The sequence below is a fragment of the Asaia sp. W19 genome, from assembly GCF_003994335.1.
Taxonomy (GTDB): domain Bacteria; phylum Pseudomonadota; class Alphaproteobacteria; order Acetobacterales; family Acetobacteraceae; genus Asaia.
The window spans coordinates 1-932 of the sequence record NZ_PNQZ01000168.1 but is presented as its reverse complement, the minus strand read 5'-3'; the positions used below and the strand labels follow the sequence as shown (position 1 = coordinate 932).

Sequence of the window (932 nt, the reverse complement as noted above, 5' to 3'; positions counted from 1 at the left end):
TTGCCAGTTGGGGAGCCCCGGCTTTCGCTGACCCGGCCGCCCAGATGCGCGCCATGGATCATCCTCTGACCCCTGTGGAGAAGGTCGCCCTCCCCGATGGAGGTGCGCCGCCCCCGCCCCATGGCTACACCGTGACCGAGGATTTCGACTCTTCCCTGCGTGGCTACTCATACACGGTGCGTACCCATCCGGCACTCGGTCTGCCCGCGCCGGAAGCCAGTCAGAGCACCGCGGCCCCCAGTGAGGCCCCGTCGCATTTTTCGTTCCTTGGATGGCCCGTGAAATTCAACGCACCCGTTCGGCCACCCTATGAAAACTCGGCCTACAGGAATTATGCCGGGTCCCCCGGGAACGGCCAGACCGATGTCGTTGCCCAATCCGATGCGGCCAATACCGCTTCATGGAATAACAACCAGAGGTAGTGATCATGACCAGCCCTCATCCTTATGGTGGCATTACGACTGTCAACCCGGCCAATGGCGAGACACTGGCCCATTATCCTTTCCTGAGCGAAGCCGCAGCCGAGGACGCACTGGCACGCCTCGATAAAGGCTTCGCGGCTTGGCGCGGCAAGACCCTCGGCGCGCGGCTTGACCTGCTGCACCGGTTCGCCACGCAGTTGCGTGAGCGCAAGGAGGAACTGGCACGTCTTGCCACGCAGGAAATGGGCAAGACACTCACCTCGGCCAGGGCAGAAATCGAGAAATGCGCCGCAGTCATCGACTGGTACGGCAAACACGCCCCCGCTCTGCTGCGTGACAAGCCGATGGCCGTGCCGACTGGGGAGGCTCATCTGAGTTACGATCCGACCGGCATTGTTCTGGCCGTTATGCCGTGGAATTTCCCCTACTGGCAGATTATGCGCGCCGCGGTGCCGATTTTGGTGGGTGGCAACGCCTTTCTCGTGAAACCAGCGGAATGTACGCTGGGCT

At 62.2% G+C, this 932-nt stretch carries 2 protein-coding genes; both read left to right on the top strand.

Annotated features, from left to right (window positions below; translation table 11 throughout):
* Positions 1–422 (top strand): hypothetical protein (locus C0V97_RS18485; protein WP_158625473.1); only part of this gene is annotated, 422 nt, incomplete at its 5' end.
* Between the two features lie 5 nt (positions 423–427).
* A partial coding sequence (locus tag C0V97_RS17665) for an aldehyde dehydrogenase family protein (protein WP_127103735.1) occupies positions 428–932 on the top strand: 505 nt, incomplete at its 3' end.